The 26,184-nt window shown below is 74.9% G+C and carries 22 protein-coding genes; 6 read left to right on the forward strand and 16 right to left on the reverse strand.

The features are described 5' to 3' along the window. Positions 1-42: 42 nt before the first annotated feature. From ABZ815_RS47490 to ABZ815_RS47510, 5 genes are all read right to left on the reverse strand, one after another. Positions 43-1,302, reverse strand: a complete 1,260-nt coding sequence (locus tag ABZ815_RS47490; RefSeq protein ID WP_357708558.1) for an alpha/beta hydrolase — start codon at positions 1,300-1,302, stop codon at positions 43-45. Between the two features lie 78 nt (positions 1,303-1,380). Further along, complete coding sequence (locus tag ABZ815_RS47495; RefSeq protein ID WP_357708560.1) at positions 1,381-2,034, reverse strand: response regulator transcription factor; 654 nt, start codon at positions 2,032-2,034, stop codon at positions 1,381-1,383. Then, entirely contained in the window at positions 2,031-4,016 is a 1,986-nt protein-coding gene (locus tag ABZ815_RS47500) for an ATP-binding protein (RefSeq protein ID WP_357708562.1), read from the reverse strand. Before ABZ815_RS47500 ends, ABZ815_RS47495 begins: the two co-directional genes overlap by 4 nt. 143 nt (positions 4,017-4,159) lie before the next feature. Then, positions 4,160-4,771, reverse strand: a complete 612-nt coding sequence (locus ABZ815_RS47505) for a dihydrofolate reductase family protein (RefSeq protein WP_357708564.1) — start codon at positions 4,769-4,771, stop codon at positions 4,160-4,162. A gap of 74 nt (positions 4,772-4,845) precedes the next feature. Continuing rightward, positions 4,846-5,688, reverse strand: coding sequence for a helix-turn-helix domain-containing protein (locus ABZ815_RS47510; protein ID WP_357708566.1), 843 nt, complete (start codon positions 5,686-5,688; stop codon positions 4,846-4,848). An 84-nt stretch (positions 5,689-5,772) separates the two neighbouring features. On the opposite strand from ABZ815_RS47510, the gene ABZ815_RS47515 reads away from it, so the two are divergent. The 3 genes from ABZ815_RS47515 to ABZ815_RS47525 are packed head-to-tail and all read left to right on the forward strand — an operon-like array spanning position 5,773 to position 9,901. Beyond that, positions 5,773-8,469: a LuxR family transcriptional regulator gene (locus ABZ815_RS47515; RefSeq protein WP_357708569.1), complete on the forward strand. Its 2,697-nt coding sequence runs from the start codon at positions 5,773-5,775 to the stop codon at positions 8,467-8,469. A gap of 3 nt (positions 8,470-8,472) precedes the next feature. Next, a complete protein-coding gene (locus ABZ815_RS47520) occupies positions 8,473-9,351 on the forward strand; it encodes an alpha/beta fold hydrolase (RefSeq protein ID WP_357708571.1) in 879 nt (292 codons plus the stop codon). Positions 9,352-9,409: 58 nt separating this feature from the next. Next, positions 9,410-9,901, forward strand: a complete 492-nt coding sequence (locus tag ABZ815_RS47525) for a hypothetical protein (RefSeq protein WP_357708573.1) — start codon at positions 9,410-9,412, stop codon at positions 9,899-9,901. Positions 9,902-9,962: 61 nt separating this feature from the next. Here ABZ815_RS47525 and ABZ815_RS47530 read toward each other — a convergent pair whose 3' ends face one another. From ABZ815_RS47530 to ABZ815_RS47550, 5 genes are all read right to left on the reverse strand, one after another. Then, entirely contained in the window at positions 9,963-11,141 is a 1,179-nt protein-coding gene (locus ABZ815_RS47530) for an amidohydrolase (RefSeq protein WP_357708575.1), read from the reverse strand. Positions 11,142-11,245: 104 nt separating this feature from the next. Then, on the reverse strand, positions 11,246-13,066 hold the full coding sequence (locus tag ABZ815_RS47535) for a S9 family peptidase (RefSeq protein WP_357708577.1): 1,821 nt from the start codon (positions 13,064-13,066) through the stop codon (positions 11,246-11,248). Continuing rightward, the gene (locus ABZ815_RS47540) at positions 13,066-14,853 is read right to left on the reverse strand and encodes an N-acetylglutaminylglutamine amidotransferase (protein WP_357708579.1); all 1,788 of its coding nucleotides are present in this window, start codon (positions 14,851-14,853) and stop codon (positions 13,066-13,068) included. Before ABZ815_RS47540 ends, ABZ815_RS47535 begins: the two co-directional genes overlap by 1 nt. A 34-nt stretch (positions 14,854-14,887) precedes the next feature. Next, positions 14,888-16,054 (reverse strand): glutamate--cysteine ligase, encoded by a 1,167-nt coding sequence (locus tag ABZ815_RS47545; protein WP_357708581.1) that lies wholly within the window; start codon positions 16,052-16,054, stop codon positions 14,888-14,890. Between the two features lie 103 nt (positions 16,055-16,157). Next, the gene (locus ABZ815_RS47550; RefSeq protein ID WP_357708583.1) at positions 16,158-16,748 is read right to left on the reverse strand and encodes an XRE family transcriptional regulator; all 591 of its coding nucleotides are present in this window, start codon (positions 16,746-16,748) and stop codon (positions 16,158-16,160) included. Positions 16,749-16,835: 87 nt separating this feature from the next. Here ABZ815_RS47550 and ABZ815_RS47555 point away from each other — a divergent pair, with 87 nt between their 5' ends. From ABZ815_RS47555 to ABZ815_RS47565, 3 genes are read left to right on the forward strand one after another with little or no spacing between them, the layout of a single operon-like run. After that, positions 16,836-17,447 (forward strand): class I SAM-dependent methyltransferase, encoded by a 612-nt coding sequence (locus ABZ815_RS47555; RefSeq protein ID WP_357708585.1) that lies wholly within the window; start codon positions 16,836-16,838, stop codon positions 17,445-17,447. 50 nt (positions 17,448-17,497) lie between these two features. Then, a complete protein-coding gene (locus tag ABZ815_RS47560) occupies positions 17,498-17,977 on the forward strand; it encodes a DinB family protein (RefSeq protein ID WP_357708587.1) in 480 nt (159 codons plus the stop codon). 26 nt (positions 17,978-18,003) lie between these two features. Then, the gene (locus ABZ815_RS47565; RefSeq protein ID WP_357708589.1) at positions 18,004-19,023 is read left to right on the forward strand and encodes an alpha/beta hydrolase; all 1,020 of its coding nucleotides are present in this window, start codon (positions 18,004-18,006) and stop codon (positions 19,021-19,023) included. A 15-nt stretch (positions 19,024-19,038) separates the two neighbouring features. Here ABZ815_RS47565 and ABZ815_RS47570 read toward each other — a convergent pair whose 3' ends face one another. The 6 genes from ABZ815_RS47570 to ABZ815_RS47595 all read right to left on the reverse strand — a co-directional run bounded on the left by ABZ815_RS47570 (position 19,039) and on the right by ABZ815_RS47595 (position 26,074). Next, complete coding sequence (locus ABZ815_RS47570) at positions 19,039-19,821, reverse strand: MerR family transcriptional regulator (RefSeq protein ID WP_357708591.1); 783 nt, start codon at positions 19,819-19,821, stop codon at positions 19,039-19,041. A 22-nt stretch (positions 19,822-19,843) separates the two neighbouring features. After that, a complete protein-coding gene (locus tag ABZ815_RS47575) occupies positions 19,844-20,653 on the reverse strand; it encodes an alpha/beta fold hydrolase (RefSeq protein WP_357708593.1) in 810 nt (269 codons plus the stop codon). Positions 20,654-20,747: 94 nt separating this feature from the next. Beyond that, complete coding sequence (locus tag ABZ815_RS47580; RefSeq protein ID WP_357708595.1) at positions 20,748-21,557, reverse strand: alpha/beta hydrolase; 810 nt, start codon at positions 21,555-21,557, stop codon at positions 20,748-20,750. Further along, positions 21,554-22,333 carry an alpha/beta hydrolase gene (locus tag ABZ815_RS47585; protein ID WP_357708597.1) on the reverse strand — a complete coding sequence of 260 codons (780 nt, stop codon included), beginning with the start codon at positions 22,331-22,333 and terminating at the stop codon, positions 21,554-21,556. The genes ABZ815_RS47580 and ABZ815_RS47585 overlap by 4 nt, the downstream gene beginning before the upstream one ends. Positions 22,334-22,458: 125 nt before the next feature. Beyond that, positions 22,459-25,350: an AAA family ATPase gene (locus tag ABZ815_RS47590; RefSeq protein ID WP_357708599.1), complete on the reverse strand. Its 2,892-nt coding sequence runs from the start codon at positions 25,348-25,350 to the stop codon at positions 22,459-22,461. Positions 25,351-25,393: 43 nt separating this feature from the next. Further along, positions 25,394-26,074, reverse strand: a complete 681-nt coding sequence (locus ABZ815_RS47595; RefSeq protein WP_357708602.1) for an alpha/beta hydrolase — start codon at positions 26,072-26,074, stop codon at positions 25,394-25,396. Positions 26,075-26,184: the final 110 nt, after the last annotated feature.

A 26,184-nucleotide genomic window follows, 5' to 3' on the forward strand; every position in this document is an offset into this window, starting at 1 on the left:
CGTCTCCGCGAGCGCGTGCGCGGCGGCGGATCTAGGACAGATCTAGGACCCCGCGGGGTCGGTGGTGCCGGTGTAGGCCGGGACGGGCAGCGGGCGGTCGAGGAGGAAGGCGCCGATCAGGCCGCGGTAGAGGTCGGGACGGCCGTTGGCGATCGAGTGGCCGGCGCCGGGGACGTACACCAGGGTCGAGTCCGGCAGAGTGCGCCGGTAGTCGTAGGTGACCTCCCACTTCAGGTAGTCGCACTGCCCGCGCATGATGAGCACCGGCACCCGTACCCGGCGCAACCGGGGGCGCGGGTCGGGGAGGGCGGCGGCGTCCTCGGCGGTGACCTGGTTGCTGTAGAAGCCGGGCGGGTTCCCGTGCACGGGGGCGGGTTCGGCGCCCGCGCAGCCGGTGGCGTCCTTGGCCACGAGCAGCAGCGCGCGCATCCGGGCGTCGGCCTCGGCGTCGGGGACCAGCGCCCGCGCCGCGGCCGGGTTCACCCCCAGGAGCAGCGACTGGACCAGCATCCGCGGGGAGCTCGTCAGCGCGTCGGCCCTGGCCTGGAGGGGGGCGGGCAGGCCGTCCCACGGGCTGCCGACGCCGCCGGGGAAGGCGGGTTCCCAGATGGCGCCCGGCGAGGTGAGCACGGCCTTGGCGACCCGGTCGGGGTGGGCGGCGAGGTAGGCGGCCGACAGGGTACCGCCCCACGACCTGCCGACCAGGATGAGTTTCGGGACGCCGAGCGCCTGGCGGACGGCCTCCAGGTCGGCGACGTGCCGGGCGACCGTGTAACCGGCCGGGTCGGCCAGCCGGGTCGAGCGGCCCGCGCCGAGCTGGTCGTAGGCGTAGACGTCGAACCCGGCGGCGGCCAGGTCCTCGCTGCCCTCCGGCAGCCCCTCGCCGGGCGTTCCCGGCCCGCCGTGCAGGAAGATCACGGGTGGGCGGCCCGCCGTACCGGACCCGGCGAGCTTGACGTAGGCGAGGCGGGAGCCCGTCGGGAGCTGCCAGAACGCGACCCCGGGAGGCGTCGCGGCGGGCGGCGGGACGGGAAAGGGACGGAAGGCCGCCAGCCCGGCGAGGGCGGCAAGGGCCACGGTGTTGACCACCACGTAGGGAAGGACCAGCCGGGGCAGCCCGAGCATCCGCAGCGCGGGACGTCCGAGCAGCCCGCTGACGGCGGCGACGGCGAGCACCCCCGCCCCCGCGAACAGCGGCACGGCGGCCGTCACGGCCGCCACGAGCAGGAAGGCCAGAGCCCCGGCGGCGACCGCGGCGATCTCGGCGCCCACCAGCAGGATCGCGCCTGACACACGTTTCATACGGCACAACGTTAGGAAGGCGGGCGCCGCCTCTCCTCCTGCCCACGATCGAACCTGACCCCCGCCCGGCGGCGGGGGTCAGCCGGCCCCGGGACGGATCAGGCCCGACTCGTAGGCGTGGATGGTCGCGTGCAGCCGGTCGCGCACCCCGAGCTTGGCCAGGATCGCCGCCACGTGATCCTTGACCGTGGCCGGGCTGAGCGCCAGGACGGCGGCGATCTCGGCGTTGGACAGCCCGCGCGCGACGTGCCCCAGCACCTCGCGCTCGCGGGAGGTGAGCCCGTCGGCCCGCGCGGGCGGGCCGGGGTCGGCCGCCGCGGCGAAACGTTCGAGCAGCCGCCGGGTGATCACCGGGTCGAGCAGCGCGTCGCCGCGCGCGATCACCCGCACCGCGTCGACGACCCGGGCGGGCTCGGCGTCCTTGAGCAGGAACCCGGACGCGCCCGCGCGCAGCGCCCCGAACACGTACTCCTCCAGCCCGAACGTCGTCAGCACGACGATCCTGGCGCCGGGGGTGCCGGCGGTGATGCGGGCGGTGGCGGCGAGCCCGTCGAGGCCGGGCATCCGGACGTCCATGAGCACCACGTCCGGCCGCAGCTCGGCGGCGAGCGCCACGGCGGACTCCCCGTCGGCGGCCTGCCCGACCACGTCGAGGTCGGGTTCGGCGGCCAGCACCGCGGCGATCCCGGCCCGGACCACCGCCTGGTCGTCCACGACGATCACCCTGATCATCTGGGCAACCATACCCGCACGTCGTCGCGGCCGCCGGTGGCCAGCGCGCCGCCGTACCCGTCGGCCAGGGCGTGCAGCCGCCGCCGGGCGCGGCGGGCCGCCGTCCCCTCGACCAGGACGCCCTCGGGGAGGTAGGACACGGTGATCCGCTCCCCGGCCAGTTCCTCGACGGCCCTGAAGACGCCCACCTCCAGCTCGGGGGCCAGCCCGCCGAAGTCGCCGACGTGGCGCACGCCCGCCTGCCGCCGCGCGGCCAGCACCTCCAGCCCGGCGAGCGTCGGCGGCGGGCCGTCGGCCCCGGCGGGGCGGCGCAGCTCGTCCAGCAGCCGCCGGAGGGTGTCGATCCCGGCGCGGGCGGCGTCGAGGACCGCCTGGAGGTCGCCCTTCCCGGCCGCCGCGACGACGGCGTCCGCGTGCCGGACCGCCGTGCCGCGCAGGCCCTCGGCGATCCGCTCGCGTTCGCCGCGGGCCACGTCCGCCAGCCGGCCTCGGAGCAGGTCGCGCTCGGCCGTCTCCGCCGCCCGCCGCCGCGCCCTCGCGCCGCCGACCAGGACGCCGGCCGCCCACGCCGGGGCCGACAGCAGCGCCACGGCCGCCGCGAGCACCGCCCACACGGCCGTCCGGTTCCCGGAGATGCCCGGGCCCAGCGCCAGCGCGAGGCCGCCCACCAGGCCGACGGCGACGATCGCGAGCACGCCCTTGCGCCTGGGGTGGTGGGCGCCGAAGGCGTAGAGCTGGGCCAGTTCCACCCACCACGCCCAGAGGAACAGGTCGCCCGCGGGGGTCGGGGTCCAGCCCGCCATCGCCACCGGATAGATCGACAACATCGCGGCCAGGCTCCACCCGGGCCGCCGCACCCGCCACCACAGGGGCAGGGCGTGCAGGACGAAGAGCGGGCCGAGCACGAGGAAGTCCCGCGGCGCCGGAGTGCCTCCCGGCAGCAGGCTCGCCCCCATCGTCAACGCGACGGCCAGCCCGGCCAGCGCCGCGTCCCACGCCCGCCGCCCGCGCCACCACGCCCCGCGGAGCGGGGCCGGTCCGGCGGGGACCGGGCCGATGGGGGCCGGGCCGATGGGGGCCGGTCCGGTGGGGGCCGGTCCGGTGGGGGCCGGTCCGGTGGGGGCCGGTCCGGTGGGGGCCGGGAAGGCCGCTCGGACCGTCCAGCCGCCGGTGTCCGGGCCGGCGGTGAGCGTGCCGCCGCAGGCCGCCACGGTGGTGGCCAGCCCTGACAGGCCGTGGCCGGTGCCGAGGTCGCCGTGCTTCCCCCCGCCTCCGGTGTCGCTCACCTCGACGGTCAGGCGGCCGGGTCCGGCCAGGACGGCGATCTCCAGCCGGGCGCCGGTCGCGTACCGGGCGGCGTTGGTGAGCGCCTCGCGCACCACCCGGTAGGCGGCCGCCGCGATCTCGGGGGACGCGGCGGCGGCCGTCCTGCGGTAGCGCACTCCGCCGGGCACGGCCCAGTCCTCGACCAGGGTGTCGATCGCCGCCAGGCCGGGGGCGGCGGCCCGCGCACCGGCCAGTTCCGCGCGGGCCAGGCCGGCGGCCTCCCCGGCGTGGCGCAGGGCGGACTCCCCCAGCGCCGGATAGGCCACGAGCCGCGCGGACGCCGCCCCCACCGCGATACCGGTGAGCCGGTGCGCGGCGGTGTCGTGCAGCTCGGCGGCCATCCTGAGGCGTACGGCGTCCGCCACCGCCTCGCCGGCCCGCGCCCGCGCCACCCGGTGCGCGGCCAGCGCCTCCCGCCGGGTCCGGCGCCGCCGGTGCGCCCGCCCGAGCGCCCAGACGACCGCGCCCACCCCGCCCGCCGACAACGCCACGCCCGCCGACGCCTCCGGCGGCCATCCGCGGACCGCCGCGACGACCGTCGCCGCCGCCACCAGGCCCGCCGCGACCGCGACCGTGATCCCGGCCGTGCCCCGGACGGCGGCGCCGTACAGAAGGGCGACGCCGAGGAGCACGCACCACAGCAGAACGGAGGTCACAGCGTCAGGCTAGCTTCCGCGGATCGGCAGCGCCCCCTCCGCTTCGACCACATCGGGCAGGTCCTGGCCGACAGGAGGATGAGCCACCCCTCGCTGGACGGGTCGGCGTTCCGCAGGGACCTGGCGCGGATCATCGACCAGGGTCAGCGGCGCACCTTGTAGCGCAGGTGCAGCACGCCCTCGCCCTGGACGACGACGTGCGGGCCGGCCAGCAGGTGCCGCCCGTCGAGGCGGCCGAAGTAGCGCTTGCCCGACCCGAACACCACCGGCACCACGTCCATCGCCACCTCGTCCACCAGGCCGGCCGCGAGGATCTGGCCGCCGACGTCGCCGGCGTTCACGCTGACGACCCGGTCGCCGGCGAGCTCCTGGGCCTTGGCGACCGCGGCCGTCACGTCGCCGGCGAAGTGGTACGACGCCTCGGGGTGCCAGCCCTCGGGCTTGGGCCGGTGGGACACCACGACCACGTGGTCACCCGCGGGCGGCCGCCCTTCCCAGCCGTTCACCAGGTCGAACAGGGTGCGGCCCATGACGATCACGCCGATCGAGGCCCAGATCGGCCCGACGTACTCCGCCGACGCCTTGGACATCCGGAACCGGCCGCCGGTGCCGGAGTGGTCGTAGTCCTGGTCGTCGTCCGGGGTGATCGGGGTGTCGCCGTTCCAGTACCAGTCGTGGAGGGGCCCGACGGCGTCGTGGTCGTCGGCGATGAAGCCGTCCACCGACATCACGTTGTGCATGATCACTGTGCCCACGGGGTCTCCTCGGTGCTCGTCGCGCGTTCGCCTCCGATCCTGTCGCCCCCGGGGGCGGCCGGGCTTGTAGAAAATCAATCGGCGGGCATCGGGCCGTTGTCCGGCGGGAACCCCGGCTCGGCGGGGAACCGGCGGCGCAGCGCCAGGTACTCCGTCGGGGTGTGTCCGGTGAAGTCCTTGAACTCCCTGCCGAAGTGGGCCTGGTCGAAGTAGCCCGCCGCGTGGGCGAGCCCCGGCCAGTCCACCGGACGCGGCGCGTCCACGGACAGGATCAGCCGGGCGAATCGGTAGATCCGCGCCACCCGCTTCGGGGTGACGCCGACATGGGACCTGAACTGCGCGGCCAGGTGGTTGCCGCTCACCCCGGCGGCGTCGGCCAGCGCGCCGACCGGGACGACGCCGTGCGAGGTCTCCAGCCGGTCGCCCGCGTGCCGGACGAGGTCGAGGTTGCGCGACCCCGCCCCGGCGAACCGCGACCGCAGCTCCTCCTCCACCACCCGCAGGATCTCGGCCGCCGGGACGACGTCGCCCGCCCGCTCGCGGATCCGGTCCACGAACCGCTGCCAGACGGCGTCCACCGGCACCCACCGGTCGCGCAGCTCGGACGCCGGCACCCCGACGAACGGCGACAGCCCCCAGGGCTTGAAGTGCACCCCGACGAGCCGCACCCGCGCGGGGTACTCGTACTGGAACCGCCTGGTCCACATCCCCATGAACCATCCGTCGGCGAGCACCGCCGGCGGCACGGAAGGGTCGGAGTCCCACAGGCGCGTGGGGCCGCCCAGGTTGATGAACAGGTGTCCCGACGGCATCGGCGGGACACTCATCCGGCGGTGCCGCGGCACTCCGGTCAGGCAGTAGATGTCGTCGATGAACCGGTCGAGCGGCGGCGCGGGCGCCCGTCCGACGTACTCCATGGGTCCAGTGTGGCGGACGGGGTTCCGGGCCGCGTGCCTCGCCCTGTCTCGGCGGCCTGAGCGGCGCGTTTACAGTAAGGGGTTGTGCTTTACGGCAGATCTGCGGAAATCAGCGCCCTTGACGAGGTGATCGCGCGGGCCGGCGAGGGCTCCGGCGGCGCGGTGGTGTTGCGCGGGGAGGCGGGGGCGGGCAAGACGGCCCTGCTCGACGCGGCGGCCGCGCGCGGCGGCGCGATGCGGGTGTTGCGGATCACCGGTGTGGAGTCCGAGTCCGACCTGGCGTTCGCCTCGCTGCACCAGCTTCTGTGGCCGGTGACCGGCTCGCTCGACGCGTTGCCCGAGCCGCAGCGGGTGGCCGTCGGCGCGGCCCTTGGGCTGGCCGCCGGAGGGGACGGTGACCGGTTCCTGCTGGCGGCCGGCGTGCTCTCGCTGCTGGTCGAGGCGGCCGCGCCGGACGGGCTGGTCTGCGTGGTGGACGACTTCCAGTGGGTCGACCGGGCCTCGGCCGACGCGCTGCTGTTCGCCGCCAGGCGGCTGGCCACCGAACGCATCGCGCTGCTGCTCGCCGTGCGCGGGGACGCGCCGGTCAAGGGCGTGCCGCTGACGGTGGAGGTGCGCGGGCTGGCCGAGGCCGCCGCCGACGAGCTGCTGGAGTCCCGCCATGGCGTGCTGCCCGTCCGGGTGCGGCGCGAGCTCGTCACGCTGACCGGCGCTAACCCGCTGGCCCTGGGCGAGATCGCGGCCCGCCTGACGCCCGCGCAGCTCGCCGGACGCGAACCGCTGCCCGACCCGCTGCCCGGCGGCGCCCGGCTGTTCGGCGACCGGGTGGCCGCGTTGTCGGCCCCCGCCCGGCTGACCGCCCTGGTCGCCGCCGTCGAGGGCGACCTCGACGTGGTCCTGCGCGCCGCCGACCGGCTGCTCGCCGAGCGGGCGGCGCCGGTTCCCGGGGAGGCCGGGGCCGGGCGGGCGGCGTTGGCCGAGTTGGAGGAGGGGGAGCTGGCGGAGGTGTCGGGCACGAGTGTGCGCTTCCGCCATCCGCTGATCCGGTCCGCGGTGCACGAGGCGGCCGCCCCGGCCGAGGTGCGCCGGGTGCACGCCGTCCTGGCGGAGCTGACCGCCGACGACCGCCGCGCCTGGCACCTGGCCGGGGCCGCCCTGGGCCAGGACGAGGAGGTCGCGGCCGCGCTGGTGGCCGCCGCCGGGCGGGCGCGCGACCGCGGCGGGTACGGCGCCGCCGCCACCGCCCTGGCCAGAGCCGCCGAGCTGACCCCGGAGCCGGACGCCCGTGCCGTCCGCCTGAAGGACGCCGCGGTCGCGGCCTGGCTCGGCGGCCGTCCTGGCCAGGCGCAGTCGCTGCTGGCCGAGGCGCGCGAACGGGCCGCCGGGAACGCCGCCGTCACCATGGAGATCGCCCAGCTCCGCGGCCGGTTCGAGCTGAACTCGGGCAACGCCGCCGAGGCCGTGCGCATCCTGGCGGCGGGCGAGAGCCTGGACATGCTGGCCGACGCCTCCGAGGCGGCCGCGTACGTCGGCGACACCCCGATGATCGTCGAGCTCGGCCGGCGGGCGGCGGCGCACCCCGAGGGTTTCCTGCGGGACGCGGTGGCCGGGATCGGCCTCACCCTCGACGGCGACGCCACCGGCCCCGGCCTGCTGCGGCGGGCGCTGGCGCGGGCCGGCGAGCTGGAGGACGCGGCCGCACACCTGTGGGCGGCGGCCGCGGCCAGCCAGCTCGGCGAGACGGACCTGGCCGCCGAGCTGACCGGCCGGGCCGGGCAGGTGGCCAGGGTGTCGGGCATGGCGGGGCAGTTGCCGGTCGTGCTGGAGTTCGTGGCGACCGCCGAACGCCTGGCCGGACGGCTGGCGCGCAGCCAGGCCCTCTCGGAGGAGGGTCTGGAGCTGGCCCGCGAGGCCGGCTACGAGAACACGGTGGCCGCGCACCTGGCCAACCTGGCGGTGGTGGCGGCGCTGCGCGGCGAGGAGGAGGCCTGCGAGCGGCAGGCCCGCGAGGCGCTGGCCATCGCCGTCCCGCATCGGGTGGGGCTGCGGGCGGGGGTGGCGGCGTACGCGCCGGCGCTGCTCGACCTGTGCCTGGGCCGGCACGCGGCGGCGCGCGACCGGTTCGCGGCCATCGCCGCGGCCGGACCGGGCGCCGGGCATCCGGCCGTGGTCTGGCGGACGACCCCCGACCGGGTCGAGGCCGCCGTCGGGGCGGGTGACGAGGCGGCCGCGCGGGCGGCGCTGGAGGCGTACGAGCGGTGGTCGCGGCACGCGGCGACGCCGGAGTCGCGGGCCTTGCTGGCGCGCTGCCGGGGTCTGGCCGACGGCCGCGAGGACGCCTTCGAGGAGGCGCTGCGCCTGCACACCAACCCCTTCGAGGCGGCCAGGACGGCTCTGCTGCTGGGCGAGCGGCTGCGCCGGGGGCAGCGTCCCGGCGAGGCGCGGGCGCATCTGCGGATGGCGTGGGAGACGTTCGAGCGGGCGGGCGCGCGGCCGTGGGCGCGGCGCGCGCAGGAGGAGCTGCGGGCGGCGGGCGAGAGCGGGCAGGCGCCGCCGGTGGCCGTGCTCGACGCGCTGACCCCGCAGGAGTTGCGCATCGCGGGCCTGGTCGCCGACGGGTTGTCCAGCAAGCAGATCGCCGCCCAGCTCTTCCTGAGCCCGCGTACGGTCGAGTACCACCTGTACAAGATCTATCCGAAGCTGGGCATCGGCTCCCGTACTGATCTGGCGCGACTGGTAGTTCTACAGAAGGCGCCGGTAACCGGCGACGGCAGGATCTGAGTCATGCAAAACGTGAACATCTGGAGCGAAGAGTTCGGCGCCGAGAACGACGAGCCGATTCTGCTGATCATGGGTTCGATGTCGCAGGGCGTCCTGTGGCCGGACGAGTTCGTCGGCCGCCTGACCGCCGGCGGCCGACGGGTCATCCGGTACGACCACCGCGACACCGGCATGTCGGACACCGTCGACTTCGAGGCCGATCCGTACACGTGGGAGGCCATCAAGGACGACGTCTACCGGGTGATGGACGCGCACGGCCTGGACAGCGCGCACCTGGTCGGTCATTCGGCCGGTGGGCTGCTGGCGCAGTTCGTGGCGGTGGAGCGGCCGGAGCGGGTGCGTTCGCTGACGGTGATCGGGTCCTCGCCGCTGGGCGGCGGCGAGGGCCAGGTGATCATGCGGGCGCTGCTCGGGCAGCCGCAGCCGGAGGGGAGCCTGCCGGAGCCGGCGCCGGAGTTCGTGGCCTTCTACCAGGCGCTGATCGCGTCCCCGCCGCCGGCGGACCGGCGGGCGGCGATCGACGGCATGATCGCCGAGCAACGGCTGCTGCACGGCACCGGGCTGCCGTTCGACGAGGACGCGGCGCGCCGGTCGCAGGAGCGGATCTACGACCGGGCCCGGGACCTGTCGGCGACGGTCAACCATCGGCTGGCGGCGGGCGCCAAGCCCGATTTCGAGCCGGTGGGCGTGCTGGGCCAGGTCAAGGCGCCGACGCTGGTGATCGAGGGCAGCCACGAGCCGGCCAAGCCGGGCCATGGCGCGCTGATCGCCGAGCAGGTGCCGGGGGCGCGGTTGATGATCGTGGCGGGCATGGGGCACACGCTGCCGCCGGAGGTGCACGAGGAGCTGGCCGCCGCCGTCCTCGCGCACACGGCCGGGTGAGCGCGCGCCGCGGAATACCGGTTGGCCGGGTTCTCCCTTATGTCCCAAGATGGGGGTCATGATCAGCATTCCGCCGCGTACGGCCACCGACGCCTACTTCGCCAGGTGGGACGGGTCGAGGCGTCTCGACCTCGCCTTCGACCTCGACCTCGGGGAGCTGCTGGAAGGCCACCACGTGGTCGCCCGCGGGCTGGAGCTGTCGGACGGCGGCGGGATGCTGCACTACGAGTTCGTCCCGGGGCTGCGGGAGGACGAGACGGACAGCAAGGGGCCGTTCTTCTGGTACTGGATGTTGTCCACCGAGGACGACCTCGGCACCGACTACAGCGGCGACAACAACGGCGCCTACGACTCGAAGGGCGGGCGGGCCGCGCACGGAAGCCGTCACCTGGGCGGGGTGGTCCCGCCCTCGGCCCGCCGGCTGCGCGTGACCTTCAGGCCGGCCGAGGGCTGGACGCCGCCGGGACCGTGGTGCCGCGAGCTGGACGTCACGCTCCCGGACGGCCCGGTCACGCAGACGTGGACCGGCCCGCGCCGGGACGCCGGCTGACGACCGGCCCCATCGACCCCGTCGGCCCCGTCGACCTGCGGACGCCGGAGGAACCGGGCGGTCAGCCCGGGGGCACCGAGGCGGCGTCGCCCCTCAGGACGCGGCGGGCCAGCGTCACGTAGAAGTCCGTCCCGGTCCGTAGGACGGCGTCGTTGAAGTCGTACTGCCTGCTGTGCAGCGGGTCGCCGCCCCGGCCGGGTTCGGTGCCGTTGCCGAGGAAGGCGAAGCAGGCCGGCACGGCCTCGGCGAAGACGCCGAAGTCCTCGCTGGGCATGACGGGCGCGCAGTCCGGGTCGACGCGTTCCTCGCCGGCGACCGCGACGGCCGCCCCGACCGCCTCGGCGACGCAGGCGGCGTCGTTGACGGTGGTGGCGAACTCGCGGGTGTAGGTGACGGCGCACGTCGCGCCGTGGGCCGCGCCGATGCCTTCGCAGAGCCGGCGGATCCGGTCCTCGATGAGCTCGCCGACGGCGGGGTCGAAGCTGCGCGTGTCGCCCGTGATGACGACCTCGCCGGGGATGGCGTTGCGCACGCCGTCCGTGCTGAAGTCGGTGCAGGAGACGACGGCGGGCAGCGCGGGGTCGACGTTGCGGGCGACGACGGTCTGCAGGGCCAGGACGATCTCGGCGCCCACGACGATGGGGTCGACGACCATGTGCGGACGGGCGGCGTGGCCGCCGCGTCCCCGGATACGGATCTCGAAGTTGTCCTCCCCGGCCATGATGGCCCCGGCGCGGGTCAGGAGGTGGCCCGCGGGGACGCCGGGCAGGTTGTGCAGGCCGTACATGGCCTGGACGGGGAAGCGTACGAGCAGGTCGTCGTCGAGCATGGCCCGCGCGCCGCGGCCGGGCTCCTCCGCGGGCTGGAAGACGAACCGTACGGTCCCGTCGAAGCCGCCCTCGGCGGCGAGGACGGCGGCGGCGCCGAGAAGCATCGCCATGTGCCCGTCGTGGCCGCAGGCGTGCATGAAGCCGGGGTTGCGGGAGGCGTGGGCGCGGGTGCCCGGCTCGTCGAGCGGCAGGCAGTCCATGTCGGCCCGCAGCCCGATGGCGCGGTCGCCGCCACCCCTGGTCAGGGAGGCCACGACGCCGGTGCCGCCGACGCCCCGGACGACGTCGAGGCCCGCCGCCTCCAGCGTCCCGGCGACGTAGGCGCTCGTCGCGTGCTCCGCGAAGGCCGGTTCGGGGCACTGGTGCAGGTCGTGCCGCCAGGCGCGCAGGCGGGAGTCGAGGTCGGTCACGCGCGGTCCTTCCGGGCCGGTGGGCGGAGGACGGAGCCGCGGAGTCGCGCCGTGCCTCCACCACGACGGGACCGCCACCATGATGGCCGCCTCCGTACGCCCGATCAAGGTCGAGGCGCGGACGGGGAGGCCCACAGGTAGTGGTCGAGCCAGTCCAGGACCTTGGAGACGAGGCTGATCCGGTTGGACCGGTTGCGGATGTCGTGGCCCTCGTCCTCGAAGATCAGCAGGTCGCTCGGCACCCCGCGGGCGCGGGCCGCCTCGAACGCCTGCCGGGCCTCGTGGACCGGCACGTTGGTGTCCTGCGCCCCGTGCACGACCAGGAGGGGGGCGGTCAGCCGGTCGAAGGCGCGCAGCGGGGACAGGGCGCGCAGCAGGTCCCGGTCGGTCTCCGGGTGCCCGTACTCCGACACCGCCGCGGCGGCGATCCACGGTTCCGTACGGGCGTAGAAGGTCTCGAAGTCGGCGATGCCGCTCATGTCCACACCCGCGCGGAAGAGCCGGGGATGGGTGACGAGGGCGGCCAGGGTCAGGTAGCCGCCGTACGACCAGCCCATGCAGGCCAGCCTGGACGGGTCGGCCGCGCCCGTCCGCACCAGCACCGCGACGCAGTCGGCGACGTCCTCGACGGCGCGGAAGCGCAGCGCCAGGTCGTCGGCCTGGCGGAAGGCCCGCCCGTACCCGCCCGAACCGCGTACGTTGGGCGCCAGCACGCCGATCCCGGCCGCCAGGAGGTTCTGGTAGAGCGGGTTGAAGGTGGGACGTTCCTGGTCCTCCGGCCCTCCGTGCAGCGACACGACGAACGGCGCGGGCCCCTGCGCGTGCACGGGACGGTAGAGCCAGGCGGCCAGCTCCAGCCCGTCGCGGGCCGGGAAGCGCAGCAGCTCGGCGCCGGTCGCCTCGTGAAGCCGGCCGGCCCCGGCGGCGTACCGGTACGTCCCGGCGGACAGGTCGCACAGCAGCACGTGCGAGGGCTCCTCGGGGCTCTCGGCGGCGAGCACCGCCGTGCCGCCGTCCCAGGCGACGCGGACCGAGGTGACCACGTCGGCGGGCGGCGGCGGGAGCGGCCGGACGTGCGCGGCGGGCAGCTCGACGACGTCCAGCGCCGAGCGGCCGTGCTCGTTCCACACCAGGACGGCGCGGCGGCCGTCGGCGCTGAGCGCGAATTGGTCCAGCTCGGCGTCCGGCCGCTCGGCCAGCACGACGGGGTAGGCGTTGCGCCGCACCGCCAGCAGCGCGGCCCGGTCGCGGCCGGCGTCCGACACCAGGTAGGCGATCTCGCCGTCGGGCGACAGGGCCCCCTGGTCGGTCGAGCCGCGCAGGCCGGGCAGCAGGTCGCGCTCGCCGCCCGGCGGATGGCCGGGCAGGGCGTCGGCGGCGTGCATCCGGCGCAGGCCGCGCGGCCCGCGCCGCAGCAGCATGCGCGCGTGGTCGCGGCTGACGGCGGCCGGCCACAGCAGCTCGCCCACGGCGATGACCTGGCGCGCGCCGGTGGCGGCGTCGGCCAGCTCGGCCCGGGTCAGGCCGGTGGCGGACGTCTCGGCCAGCAGGACCGACTCGCCCCGGCCGGTCCATCGGACGAGCGCGGCGGACCCGTGCGGGAGGGCGAGCGGCCGCAGCTCGCCGCCGTGCGGCCGCACGGTCCACACCTGCGTGTGCTCGCCGCCGCCGGGGGCCAGCAGGACGGCCAGCCGCTCGCCCGTCGGCCCCCAGCTCACGTCCACGACCGGCTGGGGGCCGGTGTCGATCTCCCAGGCGTCCAGGCCCTTGCCGAGCGGCTGGACCCACAGCCGGGGTGTGCCGTCCCGGTCGCTGACGAAGGCCACGGCGCTGTTGTCCGGCGCCAGGGTCGGCCGTCGGCAGCTCCAGGCGTCCAGCGCGGCGGGTGACGGCAGGTGCGACAGGCCGCCGAGGATGTCCGGCATCACACGTGGTGGGCCTGGAGCCACAGTTCGAGCAGGCCGAGCTGCCAGAGCGTGCTGACGCCCGTCGTCGCCCTGTCGGCCTCGGGGTCGGCCAGCAGCCGCCGGACGAACTCCGGCCGGAACAGGCCGCGCGAGCGGGCGGCCTGACTGGTGAGCGCGTCCCGGACGAGCTCCAGGAGGTCCCCTTCGACGTGCCGGACGGCGGGCACCGGGAAGTAGCCCTTGGGCCGGTCGATGATCTGCGCGGGCAGCAGCCGGCGGGCGGCGTCCTTGAGCACGCCCTTGCCGCCGTGGGCCAGCTTGAGCCCGTCGGGGCAGGCGGCGGCCAGCTCGACCAGCTCGTGGTCGAGGAACGGCGTGCGGGCCTCCAGTCCGTGGGCCATGGTCATGTTGTCGACCCGTTTGACCGGATCGTCGATGAGCATGGCCGTGGTCTCCAGGCGGAGGACGGCGTCGAGCGCGGTGTCGGCGCCCGGACGCGCCACGTGGTCCCTGATGAAGTCGCCGCTGACGTCCTGCTCCACCAGGTAGCCGGGCGTCAGGACGCCGGACAGCTCGTGGTGCGGACGGTCGGCGAACTCCCGGTGGTAGACGTCGGCCGCCTGCTCGCGCGGCACGTCCGCCAGCGGCGGGAACCAGCTGTAGCCCGCGAACACCTCGTCGGCGCCCTGGCCCGACTGGACGACCTTCACGTGCCGGGCGACCTCCTCCGACAGCAGGTAGAAGGCGACGCAGTCGTGGCTGGCCATCGGCTCGCTCATGGCGCCCACCGCCCGTTCCAGCCCCGCCGGCAGGCGGGCGTCGGGGATCCTGATGCGGTGATGGTCGGTGCCGAACCGGTCGGCCACCAGGTCGGAGTAGGCGAACTCGTCGCCCTGCTCGCCGCCGGCCGGCTCGAAGCCGATGCTGAAGGTGGTCAGGCCGCTCTGCCCCTCCTCGGCCAGCAGCGCCACGATGAGGCTGGAGTCCAGGCCGCCGGAGAGCAGCACGCCCACCGGCACGTCGGCGACCATCCGCCGGCGCACCGCCGTGCGCAGGGCCTCCAGGGTGGCCCGCCGCCACTCCTCGTCGCTCAGCCCGGCCTGCTCGGGCAGGGCCGAGCGGGTGTAGGACGGGTTCCAGTAGCGGTGATCGGCGCTCGTGCCGTCCGCCTCGACGACCCGGACGGTGGCCGCCGGCAGCCTGCGCACCCCGGCGAGGATCGTGCGCTCGCCGGGCACGAGCGAGTGGAAGGTCATGTAGTGGTGCAGCGCCACCCGGTCGATCCCGGTGTCCGTGCCGCCGCCGGCGACCAGCGCGGGCAGGGTCGAGGCGAAGCGCAGGCGGCGGGCGTCGCGGGTCACGTACATGGGTTTGATCCCGAGCCGGTCGCGGCCGAGGACCAGTCGGCCGCTGTCGCGTTCGTGGATGGCGAAGGCGAACATGCCCTTGAACCGGTCGACGCAGGCGACCCCCCACCGGTGGTAAGCCTTCAGCAGCACCTCGGTGTCGGAGGTGGAGTAGAACCGGTAGCCCGCGCCGCGCAGCTCCTCGCGCAGCTCACGGTAGTTGTACAGGCAGCCGTTGAACACCACCGCCAGGCCGAGCCCGGCGTCCACCATCGGCTGGGCGGCCTTCTCCGACAGGTCGATGATCTTGAGCCGCCGGTGGCCCATCGCGACGGGCCCCTGCGCCCACAGGCCGGAGCCGTCCGGCCCGCGATCGTGCATCGCGTCGGTCATCCGGCCCACCGCGCCGACGTCGGCCTCCTCGCCGTCGAACCTGAACTCGCCGCTCAACCCGCACATGCCTCAGCCCCTCCGCCTCGCCGAACGTCCGTCATCAAGCCGCCGGCCGGCACGAAGGGAGGTCGTGGTCCCCCGTCGGCCGGTCCCACTCGCACACGCGGGTCTCGCTGAGCACCAGGTCGACCACGTCCACCAGGCTGCCCCGCCTCGCGAACGCCGACCGCTGCCGGGCCGCGGACGTGCCCGTCCCCAGGATCTGCCGGGTCAGCCCCGTCACCAGCTCCCAGTCCCCGGCCGCCTCCAGCTGCGGACGCAGGCCCGCCACCAGGCCCTCGACCACCTCCCCCGCCGGGCGCGGCACCCCGTGCACCGGATCGACCAGCTCACCCTCCAGCCCCCACCGGGCGGCCTGCCAGGTCGCCGCGCGCGCCGCCTCCAGCTGCACCTCCGGCCCGTGACCGCGGCGCGCGGCCGCCAGCTCCCTGGCCACCAGCGCCCGGAACAGCCCGGCGATCAGCACGACGTCCTCCACCCGGGGACACGCGTCGCAGATCCGCAGCTCCACGGTCGGCACGTGCTGCGAGGGCCGGACGTCGAAGTAGATCATCCCCGGATCGGTGATCACCCCTGACCGGATCAGCCCTCGCACCATCTCCTGGTAGTCGGCCGCCGAGTCGAACCTGCCCATGGGCCCCGCCGTCGGCCACCGCTGCCACACCAGCGTGCGATAGCTGGCATAGCCGGTGTCGGCCCCGTCCCAGAACGGCGAGCTGGCGCTGAGCGCGAGCAGCGGCGGCAGCCAGGGCGTCAGCCGGTGCGCCACCACGACCGCCAGATCGGGGTCGGGCACCTCGGCGTGCACGTGCGTGCCGCAGATGAGCTGCTCACGGGTCAGCACCTGGAAGTCGCTGAGCATCTTCTCGTAACGCTGGTCAGGGGAGACCTTCACCTCGTCCAGGTCGGCGAGCTGCGGCGTGCCGACCGCCGCGATCCCCAGCCCCAGCTCGTCGGCGGTGCCGATCAGCCTGCGCCGCAGCCGGCACAGGTCGCGGGCCAGGTCGTCCAGGTCCAGGAAAGGCGCGCTGTTGGCCTCGACCATCGACCGCTGCAGCTCGTGCGTGAAGCTCTCCTCTGGCAGCGCGCTCAGCAGCACCCCCGCCCGCGCGGTCACCCGGCGTGTGTTCGCGTCGATGATGTGGAACTCCTCCTCCACACCGACCCGAATCGCTCCCCCGGACCCCTCCACGGTCACCACTCCCATCACTAGGCACTCGAAGCCACTCCCTTCTCCCCCGAAAACGGGCTTCGGCACCTGTTGTCCGCAACAAAGTGAAGGTCAGGCCGTGGATGGGCCGCCGGACGCGTCAGTGGGCGGGCCGGTGCGGGTCGGCGTGGATGTGCGTGCGCATCCCCTGCGGGTCGAACAGGATGAGCAGCTCCACCGGGCCGCCGTCGGCGCTGCCCAGCCAGTGGGGCATGGACGTGTCGAACTCGGCCGCCTCGCCGGCCGGCAGCGTCAGGTCGCGGTCGCCGAGGACGAGCCGCAGGCTGCCGGTGAGGACGTAGAGCCACTCGAAGCCGTCGTGGGTCTGCGGGGTCGGTTCGAGCGGCTCGGCCCGCGGCGGAATGATCATCTTGAACGCGTGGATCCCGCCCGGCCGCCGGGACAGGGGCACGAACGTCATGCCGAACCGGGTGATCGGCTTGAGGTGGATCCGGGGGTCGCCGGTGCGCGGGGCGCCGACCAGGTCGTCCAGCGGGACGTCGTAGACGCGGGCCAGCGGGAGCAGCAGCTCCAGCGTCGCCCGGCGCTGCCCGCTCTCCAGCCGGGACAGCGTGCTCTCCGAGACCCCGGTCGTCGTCGCCAGGTCGGCGAGGGTGATGCCCCGATGACGGCGCAGCGCGCGAAGGCGCGGCCCGACCGCGCCCAGCACCTCGTCCATGTCGTCCTGCATGCAGGCATCTTGCCATAACCGCAAGTTTTCGTGCCAGATCGGCGGCCCCCTGGTCGGATGGAGCACACACCGACGGAAGGAGTCTCGATGAGCGAGTTCTGGGACGACGTGTACGCGGCACGTCCCGCCGCGACCGATCCGCGGCCGAACGCCCGCCTCACCGAACTGGTCGCGGGCCTGCCGCCCGGCGACGCGCTGGACCTGGGATGCGGGGAGGGCGGCGACGCCCTGTGGCTGGCCGGCCGGGGCTGGCGGGTCACCGCCGCCGACGTCTCGGCCGTGGCGGTCGATCGGCTGGCCGCCCTGGCGCGCGGGCACGGCCTGGACGACCGGCTCACCCCCGTACGTCATGACCTGGGCGCGTCCTTCCCCTCCGGCGCGTTCGACCTGATCTGCGCCCACTACCTGCACACGCCGGACGACCTGGACCGCACCGCCGTCCTGCGCTCGGCCGCGCGCGCCCTGCGTCCCGGCGGGCGCCTGCTGGTCGTCGACCACGGCTCGACCGCGCCCTGGTCGTGGAACCAGGACCCCGGCGTACGCCACCCGAGCCCCCAGGAGGTCGCCGCCGGCCTCGCCCTGGACGCGGCGACCTGGACGACCGAGCGGGCCGACGCGCCCCGCCGCCTGGCCACGGGACCGGACGGGCGCACCGCCGAGGTGACCGACCACGTCCTGCTCGTCCGCCGGACCGGCTGACCCTCGTACAGAACCAGGGCCCTCGTACAGAACCAGGAAGGGAGAGACCCGTGCGCCGTCGCGACACCCCGCCGCCCCTCACCGGGAGCAGCGAGACGGAGACCCTGCGCGGCTTCCTCGACTACCTGCGCTCCTCGATCGCCGCGAAGGTCGAGGGCGCCCCGGAACCGCGGGCGAGGACCGCCGCCGTGCCCTCGGGCACGAACCTGCTCGGCCTGCTGCACCACCTGACCCACGTCGAACGCGCCATCTTCCTCGGCGCGGAGGTCACCTCCTGGCCCGCGACGTTCCGGGCCGCGCCGGACGACAGTGCGGCCGACGTCGTCGCCCGCTACCGGGAGGCGGTCGAACAGGCGAACGCCGTGCTCGACACGTGCGCCGACCTCGGCGCGCCGCTCCCCCGCCCACGGCCGGGCCGTCCCGCGCCCAGCGTGCGGTGGGCGCTCGCCCACATGATCGAGGAGACCGGCCGCCACGCGGGGCACGCCGACATCCTCCGCGAACTGATCGACGGCACGACCGGCCGTTGACGCCACCACTCTCAGGACAGGACCACATGATCACCGTATTGCGGCGGGCGCCGGGCCGCCCGGCCCGTTCCAGGGTGGCGGCCGTCGCGCTCGCCCTCCTGCTCCCGATCACCGCCGCCTGCTCGACGCCGACCGCCGCCGGCGCGCCTTCGTACGCCGCCGCCACCCAGGACGATCCCCGGTTCGGGAACACGTTCCGGCACGGGTTCGCCGACGTCGACGGCGTGCGCATGCACTACGTGAAGGGCGGCGGCGGCTCGCCGGTGGTGCTGCTGCACGGCTGGCCCCAGACCTGGTACGGCTGGTGGCCGATCATGCCGGAGCTCGCCAGGCACCACACCGTCTACGCCGTGGACCTGCCGGGGCTGGGCGACAGCACCGGCGCGCCGACCGGCTACGACAAGGCCACCCTGGCCCGGTACGTGCACAAACTGATCGCCGACCGGCTCGGCGTCCGGGACGCCGCCGTCGTCGGCCACGACTTCGGCGCCGCGGTGGCGTTCCAGTACGCCGCACAGTTCCCCGGCGACACCGCCCGCCTCGGCTACCTGGACCTGCCGTTGCCCGGCCCGGCCGTCGACGCGGCCACGTACCGGTCGCTGAGCTGGCACATCGCCTTCCACTCCCAGCGACGGGTGCCCGAGGCGGTGGTGGGCGACGACGTCCGCGAGTACCTGGCGCTGTTCTACCCCCAGGTCTCCTACGGCGGGACGGCGTTCGGCGGCACCTCCGACAGGTCGCCGTTCACCGAGGCCGAGATCACCGAGTACGCCAGGACCTACAGCCGGCCGGCGGCCCTGTCGGGCGGCTTCGAGCTCTACCGCGCTCTCGACCAGGACGTCCGCGACACGAAGGCGGCGGCGCCGGTGGGCGTCCCGGCCCTGCTCATGACCGCCCAAGGGCAGCTCGACGCGATCCGGGCCACGGTGTCCGCGCGGCTGACGAAGATCGTCCGCGCGGTGGACGTGCCGCGCGCCGGGCACTGGCTGGTCGAGGAGAACCCCCGCTTCGTCACCGCGGAGCTGGAACGCTTCCTCGACGGCTGAGCCGGCCGCCGGGCCTCACGAGCCGGGCGGCGGGTCCACGCGTTCCAGCCTGGTCCAGCCGGTCCAGCCGCGCCGCCGCAGCAGTTCGATCAGCCGGCGCGCGGGTGGGACGGCGTCGAACGCCAGGCCGTCCATCAGCTGGACGAACGACGGCTCGACGTCGAGGTCGTCCACGTAGCCCGCGCCCCGCTCCGCGGCCAGCCGGGTGAGGTAGGCGGCCAGCTCGTCGGCCATCCCGGCCAGCCGCGGGTCGTCGGCGGAGCGCGAGAGGGCCCGGCTCAGGATGCGGAAGAAGCCGGTGAAGTCCGGGTCGGCGAGCTGCTCCCGCTTGCGGGCCATCCATTCCGGCACGCGGCCGGGCGAGTGCGCGGCCAGCAGGATCCAGCCGTCACGTTCGGCCCGGACGATCCGTTCGTCCACGCCGAGGGCCCGCAGCCGGTCGAGGTACCCGACCACCTCCGGCGGCAGCGCCAGGCTGTCCCCGGCGGCCAGCCGGGCGATCCGCTCCCGGTGACGCCGCCGCTGCCGGATCTCGGCGAGCAGCCGCCGGTCGATGTCGGCGAGCGCGGCGGCGAACTCCTCCTCCCCGGCCCCCAGCAGCTCCCGCACCCGCGCGAGCGGCACCCCGGCCTCGGCCAGGGTGCGGATCCTGATCAGCTCGACCACGGCGGCGGCGTCGTACCTGCGGTAGCCGGAGCGGTCCCGCTCCGGCTCGGGCAGCAGCCCCTTGGCGTGGTAGTGCCGCACCGCCCGCACGGTCACCCCCGCGTACGACGCCAGCTCCCCGATGGTCAGCACCGCACCAGCCTCCCAGAAGTGGTCAGGAGGCCGCCCGGCCGACGATCCGGGCCACCTGCGCGGCGTGCGTGAAGACCAGCCCGTGCCCGGCGTCGACCCAGGACGTGGCGATGTGCGGCCGCCGCCGGACCAGCCGTTCGACCCCGGCCCTCCAGTTCCGGTCGAACCGGGCCGCCCGCTCGTCGCCGCCGCCCGCCATCGAGGTCGACATGATCATGGTGATCGGCCGGTCGACGCTCTCGTACCGGGACAGGATCCCGGAGCGGACCGCGTCGATCTCGACGTTCAGGTCGAGGATCTGCTCGGCGGTGAGCAGCACCTGGCGCGGGGTGCCGTGCTCGGCCCGCTGCCGGGCGGCCAGCTCCGTCCACATCGCGCGGAACTCCGGCAGGGCGTCCTCGGTGAGGAACGGCTCGGGCACCGGGTTCGCCCCGTCGATCAGGACGAGCCCGGCGACGCTCCCCGGATGGGCGGCGGCGTGATGCACGGCCAGGTCCGCCCCCAGCGAGTAGCCCACGAGCACGGGGGCCTGGTCGAGGCCGAGCCGTCCCACCCGCGCCATCACGGCGTCCAGGTCACCGAGGAACGACTCGAAGGAGTACCGGTCGGCGGCCGAGGTGAGGCCGTGGCCCCGCAGGTCGAAGGTCACCACCTCGTGGTCGCGCCGCAGCAGCTCGATCAGCTCGCGCAGGCCGTCCTGGGTGGAGTTCAGTCCGGGGCACAACACCAGCGGGCGTCCCCGTCCGCCGCGGGACAGCGGGATCGTGACGCCGTCGTGGTGGACCGTCAGGTCGCCGGACGGGGTGCGGTTCGTACGGGTTGTCGTGGTCATGCCGCCATGCTGGGACATTGACCCTGCGTCAGGGTCAAGCGGCCGCGCGGCCGCGGCGTTGGCCGGGGAAGGTGGTCAACGCCGCGGGGCGTGCTCAGCTCGTCCGCAGGCCGTTCTCGGCGAGCCAGGTCAGGCAGGCGTCGGCGACCTCGCGCCAGCCGTGGTCGATGGTCAGCGAGTGGCCGCGATCGGGGAACTCCTGGAAGTCGGTGATCGCGGTGGAGTCCCGGTACTGCTTGAGTGTCGCCTTGGTGACGGTCTCCGGGACGGTGTGGTCCCTGCCGCCGGCGATCAGGAGCAGCGGCCCCCGGACGTTGTTGCCGGTGTCGACCTTGGCGGGCGAGTGGGGGGAGAAGTTGGCGGCGGCGGCCTCGAACAGCGGCTTGCCCGGCGCGGGGATGGTCCAGCGTTCGTACAGCTCGGCGGCCTCCTGCGGCGGGACGGCGTTGCCGAACGCGTAGGTGAACTGGTCGAGGGTGAGGGAGACGGCCCGGTGCTTGTTGGCCGGGTTCCGGAACACCGGCAGCGTCGAGCGCAGCGCCGACAGCGGCAGCGGCAGCACGCCCTTGATCTGGGCGGCGTCGATCGCGATCGCGGCCCTGGCCAGGTCCTGCCCGAGCAACTTCTCGGCGATCATGCCGCCGAAGGAGTGGCCGATGAGGATCGGCTTGACGTCCAGGGCGTTGATGATCTCCGTGTAGTGGGCGACGACGTCGTCGATGCCGTGGTCGGCGATGCTGTCGGGGTCCTTCCTGGACAGTTCGACGCTGTCGCCGTCGCCCGGCCAGCCGGGGGCCGTGGCGTCGTACCCGGCGGCCGTGAACAGCTCGATCCAGGAGGACCAGGAGGTGGCGTGCAGCCACAGACCGTGGATGAAGATGACGGGGATGGTCGATGCGCTCATCGGTTGCTCCTCTGTGCCGGACGGGTGTGCCCGACCGCGTGGGGCGCGGTCGCGGCGGTGCGGATGTGACCGGCCACGGCTGCCGGTCGTGACAGCGCGATCGCGTGCGACGCCTCGACCTCGACGGTGTCGGCCCCGGCGCGCCGGGCCATGAAACGTTGTGCGTCGGGATGGATCGCCTGGTCGGCGGTGGCCACGACGTACCAGGACGGCAGGGTCTTCCAGCTCGCGTCCGGGGAGCTCTCCTCGAACGCCACGGCCGCGATCGGGCGTTGCGCGGCGGCCGCCACCGAGGTGAGGCGCTCGGGCAGGTCGGCGGCGAACACGACGGGGAACCGGTCCTCCCTGAGGTACAGCTCCACGGCCTCCGCCCGGTCGGGCGTGCGGAGGACGGCCGGCCGCAGCGCCGGGCCCAGCAGGCTGTCGGGGAAACGGCCCGTGACGTCCAGCACGCTCTCCCCCTCCTCCAGGGCGAAGGCGGCCACGTAGACCAGCCCGACGACGTTGTCCAGCTCGGCCGCGGCCACGGTGATGACCACACCGCCGTAGGAGTGCCCCACCAGCAGGACCGGACCGTCGATCGCGGCCACGACGCCGGCCAGGTAGGCGGCGTCGGTGGCCGCTCCGCGCAGCGGGTTGGCCACCGCGGTGACGGGGATGCCGGACTCCTGGAGCTCGGCGATCACGCCCGCCCAGCTCGACGCGTCCGTGAAGGCGCCGTGGACCAGGACGACGGTCGGCGTGCTGCCGTTCTTGAACGATGTGCCTGTGGTCATGGCCTCACCGTAGGAAGCCCTCCGCGGGCCCGGCGAGCGTCACATGACTGCGTCACCCAGCGCCACCCAGCGTCACTCGGCGTCACTCGGCGTCACTCGGCGTCAACCGCAGCGCGGCGGTGAGGTCAGAGGGACGCGCGCAGGGCCGAGTTCAGCGCCGACCGCGAGGTGACGCCCAGTTTGGGGAAGATCCGGTAGAGGTGGGAGCTGACGGTCCGGCGGGACAGATACAGCTTCTCGCCGATCTCCCGGTTCGTCAGGCCGTCGGCCGCCATCTGGGCGATCTGGAGCTCCTGCGCGGTCAGGACGTCGCGCGGCTCACTGGTGCGGGTGCGGCTGCTCTCGCCGGAGGCCCGCAGCTCCTGACGTGCCCGCTCGCTCCAGGGGATCACCCCCAAGGCGTCGAACGTCTCGCGGGCCATGCGCAGGGGCGCCCGCGACTCGGCCGTCCGCCGCTGGCGCCGCAGCCACTCCCCGTACGCCAGCTGCACCCGGGCCCGGACGAAGGGCCATCGTCGCAGGTCGGCGGCGAGCGCGGCGTCGAAGTAGGGTTCCGCCGCCGCCTCGTCGGCCAGGACGGCCCGGGCGTAGCGCAGGTCGGCGTGCAAGGACGACGACGGCGTGGTGAGCGCGACCGCCTCCAGTTCCTCGACGATGCCCGCCACCGCGTGACCTTGACCGCTGTGCACCGCGGCGTCCGCGAGCTCGGCCAGGGAGAAGCAGCGCAGCGCCAGGTGGAAGGCCGGGTCGGCGGGGTCGTGCATCCGTCGCAGGTGGTCGAAGGCATCGCCGTACCGTCCCTCGCCCAGCGCGGCCAGGCCGCGCGCGAGCTGCACCGTGGCCAGCACGGGACGGGCTCCGACGGGCAGCGCCACCTGCTCGGCCGCCACCGCGAGGCTCTCCACGCGATCCTGCTCGCCGCGCAGCGCGGCGAGCATCGCGCCCGACGCCTGGGCGATGGCGTGCATCAGCGGCTGGGACGTCTCGTACGCCAGGCGGGCCGCCTCCTCGGCGGCGGGGATGGCCACGCTCAGGTCGGCCAGCCGGGCCGCGCTCCACGCCTGCGCCCCGAGGTCCCGCGCCAGGAGGCTGAGCCGGCCCTGCGAGCGCAGGACGGGCAGCGACGCGGCGCAGAACTCCTCCGACAGGTCGAACGCCCCCACCATCAACGCCGAACTGCCGAGCAGCCGAGCAGCCGGGCCGCCGGCCGGGTGGGCGGCCAGGTGGCGAAGTCGCTCGATGACGACCTCGCCGCGCTCGACGGGGGCCGCGAACGCCAGGACCGTCAGCAACCGCCCGTCCAGTTCGTCGACGGGCAGGCTCTCGGCCACGGTGACGACGCGTTGCCGCGACCGCTCGTCGGCATGGGCCCAGAAGCACCGCAAGGACGCGCTGGACAGGAGTTTCAGCGCGAGATCGACGTCTCCCTGGGCCGCCATGCTCTCGGCGAGGTCGGCCAGCGAATGGGCGGCCGCGCTGTCGTCACGGATGCCGTCCTCGAAGGTCTCGCGGATCCACGTGATGCGGGCCCGCTGCCGGGCCGACAGCCGCAGCGGCTCGCCTTCGCCGAGCAGGCGCGTGACGACGTCGCGGCGTCCCATCTCGGCCGCGTACTCGGCGGCCCGCACCAGGCGTTCGCACCGGTGGGCGGGGTCCTCGCTGAGCCTGACCGCGTGCTCCAGCGCCGCGACGGCCGACAGCAGGTCGCCCCGGCGCCGCACGCTCGCGGCCGCGGTCTCCAGCTCGGCGGCGATGCTCTCGTCCGGCCTGGGGGTGGAGGCCGCCCGGTGCCAGAGGCGACGGTCCGGCCGGTCGTGCAGGACCTCGGCCAGGGCGGCGTGCGCGGCGCGCCTCTGGGAGATGCTCGCGCCCTGGTAGATCGCCGAGCGCATGAGCGGGTGCCGGAACGACAGTCCGGCCTCGTGCACGTCCACCAGCCGTACAGCCACGGCGGGATTCAGGTCGTCGGCCGTGACCGGCGCGCCGGTGATCAGCGCGGTGGCGTCGAGGATCTCCGGGAGTGCGGGGCTGTCGTTGAGCGCGGCCACCAGCAGCATGGTCCGCAGGACCGGCGGCAGTCCCGACATGCGGGCGGTGAAGGTCTGTTCCAGCCGGGTGGTCAGCGGGAGCCAGCCCGGCGGCAGGGGGCCCTTCCCGTCCTGCGTCTCCGCGGCGATCGGCAGCTCGACCAGGGCCAGCGGGTTTCCCGCCGCCTCGCGCAGCAATCGGGTGCGCACGGTCGGCGTCAGGGCGGGGCTGTGGACGTCCAGCAGGGCGGTCGCGGCGGTGTCGTCGAGCCGGTCGAGGAGCAGTTCCGGCAGCCCTGCCCCGTCGAGGGAACTCGGGAAGCCGTCGCGGATCGCGGCCAGCAGCACGATGGGTTCGGAGTCCAGCCGGCGCGCGACGAACGCGAGCACGTCCGCGCTGGCGCGGTCCAGCCAGTGGGCGTCCTCGACGAGGAGCAGGACGGGCGAGCGCGCGGCGGCCTCGCCCAGGAGGTTCAGCGCCGCCAGGGCGATGAGGAACGGGTCCGGCACCCGGGCGTCCGTCAGCCCGAACGCCGCTCCCAGCGCGTCTCGCTGCGGGGCGGGCAGGTGCCCGATCTCGGTGCGCAGCGGAAGCAGCACCTGGTGGAGGCCGGCGAAGGGCATGTGCGTCTCCGACTCCACCCCCGCCGTCCGCAGGATCCGCATGCCCCGCGCGGCGGCGACCTTCGCGGTGTCCAGCAGCAGGGCGGACTTCCCGATCCCCGCCTCGCCGCGCACCAGCATCGCCCCGCCGCCCTGGCGGACGCCGTCCACGAACTCGCCGAGCCGCCGCTGTTCGCACTCTCGCCCGAAAAGTGCCCTTACTGGCTGATTTACTGGCATATGCAGCCATGATCGCTTGCGCCAGGGCTCCCGTCCATCGAACCCGCCGTCACTGCGGCCGGCGGATCGCACCATCACGGTGACGGCGTCCGCCGGGATGGCGTCCCAGCGGTCGGAGGTCGCGCCTTCTTCGGGAACGCGGGTCATGAGGGGTTCCGGCCTTTCACTGATGGGTTCAGTTCCTACGCCGTCAGGCCGTGGCCTCGCGGATGAGGTCGGCGACGACGACGGGCTGGGAGACGTGCACGGCGTGGCCGCCGATGACCTCGACGACCTTCGCCCCGGCGCGCCCGGCCATCCAGCGCTGAGCCGGCGGCGGGATCATCCGGTCCTCGGTCGCGACGAGGTACCAGCTGGGCCTGTGCCGCCAGGCCGGTTCGCCGACCGGCCCGTCCAGGGCGTCCACGCCCCACGGGACCTGGGAGTCGGCCATGAAAGCGGCCACCTGGCCGGGCAGGTCGGCGGCGAAGGAGGCGGCGAACCTGTCACGGTCGAGGAAGAGCAGGCCCTCCCGCGGCGGGAGGAGGGGCGGCGCCGGAGCGCCCGGAGGCGACGCGGCGATGAGGGCGCCGACCGATTCCCCCTCGTCGGCGACGAACGCGGCGACGTAGACCAGCGACGTGACGTTGGGGTGGGCGCCGGCCTCGCCGATGACGACCCCGCCGTAGGAGTGGCCGGCCAGGACGGCCGGGCCGTCGAGGGAGTCCAGGACCCGGCGGGTCAGCGCGGCGTCGTCCGCCGGCGACAGCGCCGGATGCTGCACGACGTGAACACGGAAGCCGTCTCTGGTCAGCTCGTCATAGACGCCCTGCCAGCCGGATCCGCCCACGAAACCGCCGTGCACGAGCACGACGTTCCTGATGGCGGTCATGGTCGCTCCTGAGCCGGACGGACAGGCCCGGCGCCTGTCCTGGTGCCCTCCATCCAAGTCGCGCGCTCGTCGTCCGGCCACGCAGAACAGGACGCAGAAGTAGCGCGGAA

The organism is Nonomuraea sp. NPDC047529 (assembly GCF_040642995.1).
Taxonomy (GTDB): domain Bacteria; phylum Actinomycetota; class Actinomycetes; order Streptosporangiales; family Streptosporangiaceae; genus Nonomuraea.